The sequence below is a fragment of the Ensifer sp. NM-2 genome (assembly GCF_003024455.1).
In the GTDB taxonomy this organism is placed as follows: Bacteria; Pseudomonadota; Alphaproteobacteria; order Rhizobiales; family Rhizobiaceae; genus Ensifer; species Ensifer canadensis.
Map to the genome: position 1 here is coordinate 80990 of NZ_PVZR01000028.1, position 6459 is coordinate 87448.

At 61.2% G+C, this 6459-nt stretch carries 7 protein-coding genes; 3 read left to right on the plus strand and 4 right to left on the minus strand.

What is annotated here, in order from left to right; genetic code table 11:
• Positions 1 to 47: 47 nt before the first annotated feature.
• Positions 48 to 959, plus strand: a complete 912-nt coding sequence (locus C6558_RS34020; protein WP_025429962.1) for an esterase family protein — start codon at positions 48 to 50, stop codon at positions 957 to 959.
• 80 nt (positions 960 to 1039) lie between these two features.
• Positions 1040 to 1390: a phosphotransferase gene (locus tag C6558_RS34025; RefSeq protein WP_158071724.1), complete on the plus strand. Its 351-nt coding sequence runs from the start codon at positions 1040 to 1042 to the stop codon at positions 1388 to 1390.
• Here C6558_RS34025 and C6558_RS34030 read toward each other — a convergent pair.
• Positions 1387 to 2331, minus strand: a complete 945-nt coding sequence (locus tag C6558_RS34030) for a glyoxylate/hydroxypyruvate reductase A (protein WP_057206118.1) — start codon at positions 2329 to 2331, stop codon at positions 1387 to 1389. The genes C6558_RS34025 and C6558_RS34030 overlap by 4 nt on opposite strands.
• A 14-nt stretch (positions 2332 to 2345) precedes the next feature.
• Complete coding sequence (locus C6558_RS34035) at positions 2346 to 2759, minus strand: VOC family protein (RefSeq protein WP_025429966.1); 414 nt, start codon at positions 2757 to 2759, stop codon at positions 2346 to 2348.
• A 90-nt stretch (positions 2760 to 2849) separates the two neighbouring features.
• On the opposite strand from C6558_RS34035, the gene C6558_RS34040 reads away from it, so the two are divergent.
• Positions 2850 to 3722, plus strand: coding sequence for a LysR family transcriptional regulator (locus C6558_RS34040; RefSeq protein WP_198956875.1), 873 nt, complete (start codon positions 2850 to 2852; stop codon positions 3720 to 3722).
• A 64-nt stretch (positions 3723 to 3786) separates the two neighbouring features.
• Here the strand turns inward: C6558_RS34040 and C6558_RS34045 are convergent, their stop codons facing one another.
• A complete protein-coding gene (locus C6558_RS34045) occupies positions 3787 to 4032 on the minus strand; it encodes a helix-turn-helix domain-containing protein (protein WP_025429968.1) in 246 nt (81 codons plus the stop codon).
• A 291-nt stretch (positions 4033 to 4323) separates the two neighbouring features.
• Positions 4324 to 5961 (minus strand): acetolactate synthase large subunit, encoded by a 1638-nt coding sequence (locus C6558_RS34050; RefSeq protein ID WP_107028385.1) that lies wholly within the window; start codon positions 5959 to 5961, stop codon positions 4324 to 4326.
• Positions 5962 to 6459: the final 498 nt, after the last annotated feature.

The following is a 6459-nucleotide window of genomic DNA, read 5'->3' on the forward strand; positions in this document are numbered from 1 at the left end:
CGACTTCCTTCCGCCTATTTGCCAAGCCTGCAGACAGGAGGAACTCGATGTTCAAAACGACCGTTCTTGCCGGCTTTCTCGCGCTCGTTTCCTTGGCCAATTCCTGGGCGGCGAACGCGGGCACGGTGCTCGAAGGGCAAAAGATGCCCAGCAGGATTCTCGGCAAGGATGTCGAATATACCGTCTATCTCCCGCCGAAATACGAGGCCGGGAACCGCTCCTACCCCGTCATCTATCTCATGCATGGCGGGGGCAAAGGCAAAAATACCGACTGGTATCGTTTCGGCGGAGCCGACCGGGTGTTCGACCGGATGATCGAAAGCGGGGAGGTGCCGGCCTTCATCGCAGTCACGCCGGAAGGGCGCCGGGACAAGGAGAACAGATTCAACACCTACTACATGAACGACGCTGACGGCGGTTACCGCTGGCAGGACATGTTCCTTCAGGAGTTCGTAACCTACATCGACCACACCTACCGGACGGTGCCGGAGAAGGAAGGGCGCGGGATTCTCGGCCTTTCCATGGGCGGCTATGCGGCCATCGCCTTCTCATTCAAACGGCCTGAGATGTTCTCCGCCGCTGCGGCGCTGAGCGCGGCATTTCGAACAGACGGTCAGGTCGTCGAGATGGACCAGTCGGGATACGACCGTCGCTATGGCAAGGCGTGGGGGTTGGGGCTTGCCGGCAAGGGCCGCTTGAATGCCGCCTATCACGACAACAGCGTACTCGATCTGGTCGAGACGATCCCTGCCGAGCAAATCGGCAAGACAGCGCTCTATATGGATTGCGGTTCGAGTGACGATTTCTTCGCTGGCAACTCCGAGCTCCATTTGAAGCTTCAAAAGCTTGGCGTGGAGCACCGCTTCATCGCACGGGAGGGCGGCCATGACTGGGCCTATTGGCGCAGCGGTTTGCCCGAAGCGCTGAGCTTCGTCGGCGCCAGCTTCCGAAACGGCTAGGGCATCGGGCGCACAACCCCCTGCGGCTTGGCACTGTGACACTCCTATGCGATGTGTTTTCGCAGGAACACGCTTGCCGCGTGATAAACTTGATTATAAAAGACAAGTATTGGCGCACGCTCGCCACGGCGATCATTCATGGTGACATTGGCACGGGAAACATTCTCGTCGACGACGGCCAGGTCTCCGGCGTTATCGACTTTGCGGGATGCTCGATCGGCGACCCTGCTCATGACCTCGCCAGCCTTTCCGCCGGCCTGGGCGACGATTTCCTCGCGCTCATGCACCCATACTATCCCGGGATAGATGCGATGCAGGACCAGATCCGCTTCTATCGCAGCACCTTCCCGCTGCTGGACGTCCTCTTCGGCCTCGAGCATGGTGACGATGTGGCGCTGAACGCGGGGCTCGAGGCACTAAGACGCGGCTAGTACCCGCGCTTGATATCGATGGCTGCGGGCAGGGCGCCGGTCGCATAATACCGCTTGATATTATCAGCGACGATCACGGCGGCCGTGTTCCTGTCGGTCGGCGCGGAAATGTGCGGCAATACCGTCACGCTGTCATGCCGCCAATAGGGCGACGTGGGTGGCAAAGGCTCGGCGTCGAAAACATCGAGCACCGCATGCGCGATATGCCCAGCGTCCAACGCCGCGATCAGGTCGACGTCGACGATGATCGGCCCGCGGGAAAAATTGATGAGGCGCGCGCCGGTTTTCATGGATGAGAGGCGACGGGCATCGAGCAGGCCGCGGGTCTCTGATGTCAGCGGTAACAGGCTGACGACTATGTCGCTTGTCCGCAAGAGCCGATCGAGGCCGCTCTCGGCGCTGACCATATCGACGCCGTCTATCTGCTGCGGCGACCGTGCCCAGCCCGTAACCCGGAAGCCGGCTGCCGTCAGTTTTCCTGCCGCTGCTTTTCCGAGAAGCCCCATGCCCAGGATCCCGACCGTGAGATCGCCTGGCCGGCGGTACGGATGCTGCCGCCAGATTGCCGCCGCCTGCTGCCTGCGGTAGGCGGGCATGTCGCGGTGAAGATAATAGGTCCAGGCAAGGATCGCTTCCGCCATGACCCGAGCCAGCTCGGGGTCTTCAAGCCTGACGATCGGGGGCGCTGCCTGGCCGAGCTCGGCGACCAGTCGCTCTACCCCTGCCCAAAGACTGTGTATCCACTTGAGATTGGGTAGGGCCGCCACGTGCCCAGGATCGGGATTGGCAACGATGGCGATTTCGGCGGCGTCGCGCTGCGCATCGTCCATCTCGTGGAAGTGCACGATTTCGCTCTCCGGCAACAGCCTGGCCAGGATGGCCACCCAGGCCTGTTCGTCGGCGCGGTCGATGCGCGTCACCAAGGCGATAGGCTTCTTCACATCCGCCTCCGGTGTCAGCGTGCAAACAGGCTGTCGAAATCGGCAAACCCCTTGACCTCGATGGGATTGCCGCTCGGATCGAGGAAGAACATCGTCCGCTGCTCGCCGGGCTCGCCTTCGAAACGCACGACCGGCGGAATGTCGAAGCGCACGCCCTTTTGTTCCAGGCGCTCGGCCAGCACGAACCAATCCGCCAAGCGCAGCACCACGCCCATATGCGGCATCAGTACGAGGTGGTTGCCGACCTTGCCGGTCCGCGTGACTTCGAAGGGCTTGCCCAGATGCAGCGACAGTTGATGGCCAAAGAAATCGAAATCGACCCAGGTATCCGTGCTGCGCCCTTCCTCGCAACCAAGCACGTCGCCGTAGAACCTGCGGGCCTCATCGAGATCGGTGACGTGAAAGGCGAGATGGAAAAGCGACTTCATCTGGAACTCCTGTGTCTCCGGTTGACACAGGGATAGCGTCTTGAGAGGCTAAGAAAAACTATGTAATTCTTTCTCTGAGAATAAGGATTCATGGTGGATATTCGCTTCCTGCAAAGCCTAGTCGCCACGGTGGAAACGGGGTCCATCGCAGCCGCTGCACGCCGGGAAAAGTTGACGCCGGCCGCCGTCAGCCAGCGCATTCAATCGCTCGAACGGGCCCTTGGGTGCATTTTGCTTGCCCGCGGCGCCCATTCGGCCCAGCCGACGGAGGCCTGTCTTTCGCTGTTGCCGCGGGCGCGTCTCTTAATCCGGGAAGTCGAAAACCTCAGATACGACGTTGCAGGCGGCGGTCTTGCCGCCGAGTTGAAAATCGGGGCGATCTCGACGGCGCTGACAGGCATCTTCCCTGAGGTTCTGGACGAACTCTCCCGTCGGGCGCCGAGCCTGAAGCTGATACTGCGCCCCGGTTCGTCGTTGCAGCTCTACGAACAGTTGCTTGCAGGCGAGCTCGATGCCGCGGTTCTGGTTGAACCGCCATTCTTGCTGCCAAAGGGATTGGCGGCATATGTCATTCGCCGCGAACCGCTTGTGTTCATCAGCAGGGATGCGACGGAACCTGACGATATCGCTGAGCAAATCCGGCAGGCGCCGTTCATCCGCTACGATCCGGGATCCTGGGGCGGGCGGCTGTCGTCACAATATCTCGCCGATGCCGGGCTTGATCCGGACATTCGTTGCGACATGGACGCGCTCGAAACCATAGCCATGCTCGTGGCCAACGGGATGGGAAACTCCGTCGTTCCGGCCTGGCAGGGCCTGGGACGGGACGGATTTTGCCTGGTCGAGGTACCCGATGCCGCCTCGTACGAGCGCAGGATTGTTTTCCTGCATCAGCGCGTGCCAAGTCGCCCCACGCCGCTTGCGCTACTGAAGGAGATTCTATCGCAGGGTTTTACAGGTTGATTGGCATCGCTCCAAGAACGCCGGGTGGGTGTCGCGTCTCGTGTGGACGCGACGCCCATTGGGCCTAGCTGAGCAGGAAGGTGGTTAGGGGCAACTGAAGTGCGGCGGCGATCCGACGGAGCTTGGCCGGATCGGTGTCGACACCAAGCTCGATGTTGGTGATTTCGATGTCGGTCAGCCCGCAGGTGAGCGCAAGTTCGTCAACGCTGTAGCCGATCGCTTGACGGGAACGTCTGACGGTATCGCCGATATCGACATGGGCCAAAGCGCCCGTGGTGGAGGCATCAAGATTGTTTATCGAAACAGTCATGAAGTGGTCCTTCGGTTGTGCGCGAAGAGCGAGGCTTTTCGCGTGAAGGCGGCATGCAGCCAAGAAAAACTCGGCCAAAAACAGGCGCCGAGTGCAGTGCAATATAAGTCCAAAAGATGGCAGCGCAAGGCTTGTTGCCAATCACGGCCATGGGGCCGCCTTGATTGGCAACATTAGGATCCATGGTGAGACGAAGGCCGGGGTGTCCTTTGGATACGGGCCCGTCAGGCCGGTCGCCCGATTAAGGCAACGGCTGGCGGGTCTATGTTACTCGCCTGGAGAAAGCAGGTCTTAAGAGCGGGTGCGCAGCTCATCGACCAGCACGCGCATGTTTTCGGAATAGTCGATCGGCACATCGACGAGATGCACGCCGCCGCCGGTAAAGGCAGCCTCGAGCGTCGGCACCAGCATGTCCGCGCTCGAGACCCGCGAGCCCGTCGCACCATAGGCTTCCGCGTAGCGCACGAAGTCCGGATTGCCGAATGTCAGGCCGAAATCCGGGAAATCGTCAACGGCCTGCTTCCAGCGGATCATGCCATAGGCACTGTCGTTGAGGATGACGACCACCAGATTGAGGCCGAGGCGAACGGCGGTCTCCATCTCCTGGGAGTTCATCATGAAGCCGCCGTCGCCGCACACCGCCATGACGCGGCGCTCGGGATAGAGCATCGCCGCCATCATTGCAGAAGGCAGGCCGGCGCCCATGGTGGCGAGCGCATTGTCGAGCAACAGCGTGTTGGCGACATGGGTGCGGTAGTGCCGGGCAAACCAGATCTTGTACATGCCGTTGTCGAGGCAGACGACACCGTCTTCCGGCATCACCTTGCGCACGTCATGGACGATACGTTGCGGCGTCACCGGGAACCGGTCTTCGTCTGCGCCTTCGTTGAGCTTGTCGAGAATGGTCTGGCGCAGGCTGAGCAGCAGCGGTTCCGGATCGAGCTTGCCACCGAGCCGATCGGCGATCGCGGTCACCGTCGTGCCGATGTCGCCGATCACTTCTGCGTCGGGATGATAGACCTGCTCGACATTGGCCGAGCTGTAGCCGATGTGCAGAACCTTCGGCCCGCCTTCGCTGCGCATCAGGAAGGGTGGCTTTTCCACTGTGTCGTGACCGACGGAAATGATCAGGTCCGCCTGATCGATGGCATCATGCACATAGTCGCGCTCGGAAAGAGCGGCCGTGCCGACATAGAGGTTGGAGCCGCCGTTGACCGCGCCCTTGCCCATCTGGGTGTTGAAGAAGGGGATGCGCATCCGGCGGACAAAGGCGGAGAGCGCATCCACGAGCCGCGGGCGGCTGCTGGCCGCGCCGATCATGATCAGCGGCCGCTTGGCCGCAAGGATGATCTCAACCGCCCGGTCGATGGCAGCAGACGGCGCCACCGGCCGGTCGAGCGGGTGAACCGGAATGATCGGCGCCTCACCGATGGTTTCGCCGGCGACATCCTCCGGCAATTCAAGGTGCACCGCACCGGGTCGCTCTTCCATGGCCACGCGAAAAGCGTCGCGAACGGCAGCCGGAATGCTGCCGACGCTGACGATCTGTCGCGTCATCTTGGTCAAGGGCCGCATCGAGGCAACGACATCGACGATCTGGAAGCGGGCCTGGCGGGCCGTCTTGATCGGCTTCTGCCCCGTGAACAGGATCATCGGCATGGCGCCGAGATTGGCATAGGCGGCGCCGGTCGAAAAATTGAGGGCGCCGGGGCCGAGCGTCGCCATGCAGACACCCGGCTTGCCGGTCAGGCGCCCATGCGTCGCGGCCATGAAGGCTGCGGCCTGTTCGTGCCGGGTCAAAACCAGCTTGATGCGGGATTTACGCAGCGACTCCACCACATGCAGGTTTTCCTCTCCGGGCACGCCGAAGATGCAGTCGACCCCTTCGTTCTCCAATGCAGCAATCAGAACGTCGGAACCTTTCATCATCTTTCGAACCCTTTCAGCGAGTGTCGCAATGTGTATCGTTCGTGGAGCGTTGGCCCGGCGATTGCCTGGGGCGGCGGACCGGGATCGCCGCTCTCGAACAGTATCGTCCTCGATTGCAGACGCAACCGCATTTCGCGTCGTGTTTGAGCCTCGGCGGCCACCGATCTGCCCGCTGCATGCCCCTGGCTTTGCATCAGCGGGTGACGATTTCGCTCCGGTTGCCGCAGGAATCCCGGAAATCCGGTATTTTCGCCCAGGCGATACCGCCCATCTCGCCCTGTTGATAACTCTCGCTTCCAATTCGTGTGTATTTTCAGAGTGTTGTTCGATCTAGTCGATTTTTTGCGATTGCCTGTTGACGTATGTGAGGGGTGGGGTCTATAAGCCCGATCACTGAACGAGGGCGGCGGCGCTGCTGGCGACGATGTCCTTCGTTTTAAGGTTTCCTTGATTGGCGGATGCTGATTGGTCGGGACGCGAGTTTCGGCGGGAAGTTTT

What these genes read in the sequence shown, in the direction of transcription:
- C6558_RS34040 (WP_198956875.1), top strand. Translation starts at nt 2,850, where the DNA reads ATGGTGGATATTCGCTTCCTGCAAAGCCTAGTCGCCACGGTGGAAACG.
- C6558_RS34045 (WP_025429968.1), bottom strand. Translation starts at nt 4,032, where the DNA reads ATGACTGTTTCGATAAACAATCTTGATGCCTCCACCACGGGCGCTTTG.
- C6558_RS34035 (WP_025429966.1), bottom strand. Translation starts at nt 2,759, where the DNA reads ATGAAGTCGCTTTTCCATCTCGCCTTTCACGTCACCGATCTCGATGAG.
- C6558_RS34020 (WP_025429962.1), top strand. Translation starts at nt 48, where the DNA reads ATGTTCAAAACGACCGTTCTTGCCGGCTTTCTCGCGCTCGTTTCCTTG.
- C6558_RS34050 (WP_107028385.1), bottom strand. Translation starts at nt 5,961, where the DNA reads ATGATGAAAGGTTCCGACGTTCTGATTGCTGCATTGGAGAACGAAGGG.